Consider the following 888-nt stretch of genomic DNA (forward strand, 5'->3'; position numbering starts at 1 on the left):
TGAATTGGAGGATATACAATATGCAGGTCAATGAAAATGTAAGTCTTAAATGGGATAATATGCTAAAAGGGATTCAATCTCAGGGGAATTATGTTAGAACACAGGCAAGAGAGTTATTGGCGGATTGGTCCAAAACATTGGACGGTCATGAACTTCCGAGTCGAATCTACCTGGTCGGCTGCGGTGATTCTTATTTTTGCGGTGTCGGTTCGGAATTGGCATTTAAACAATGGTCCGGGCTGGATTGTCGGGCAATGGAGGCGTTGGAATTCTCCAGGTACGAAGTGGATTATGCGAATGAAGGAAGTTGGGTGGTAGCCGTCTCTAACTCTGGGAGAGTAGCCCGTACAGTAGAATGTGTGACTCGATCAAAAGCGAGAGGGCACAAAACATTTGGAGTATCGTATAATCCTGAAGGGCGTTTGGCTGAAGAGGCGCTGGGTACCGTTTTATTCAAATATGAAGATACCGGTTTTGGTCCGGGCACGATTTCATACACGGCATCTATTACAGCGCAGTATGTTCTTGCGGCATACTTAGCCCAACGAACAAACAAAAACAGTACCGACGAGCTTATTGCAAAGATTGAACAGTTCGGAACGTTGTTGGACACTGCAGTTGAACACACCTTTAATTCGGCATTTGAACTGGGTAAACAGGCTACTGAGGCCAGTGATATCGTGATCATCGGAGGAGGCCCTAACTACGCCACTTCATTGTTTGGCATGGCTAAACAAATCGAATCCGCCCATCATAATACCACTGCACAAGAGCTGGAGGAGTGGGCGCATGAACAATATTTCTGCACAAAAGCAGGCATACTTACCATCGTTATTGCTCCTCCTGGCGCATCGGTAGATCGGGCGAGGGAACAACTTCAAGCCATAC

At 46.4% G+C, this 888-nt stretch carries 1 protein-coding gene; it reads left to right on the forward strand.

What is annotated here, in order from left to right; all coding sequences use genetic code 11:
* Positions 1-20: 20 nt before the first annotated feature.
* Positions 21-888, forward strand: an 868-nt coding sequence (locus tag ACFPYJ_RS33065) for an SIS domain-containing protein (protein WP_379192856.1), incomplete at its 3' end; no start/stop codon positions are given.

The organism is Paenibacillus solisilvae (assembly GCF_042656405.1).
Taxonomy (GTDB): Bacteria; Bacillota; Bacilli; order Paenibacillales; family Paenibacillaceae; genus Paenibacillus_Z; species Paenibacillus_Z solisilvae.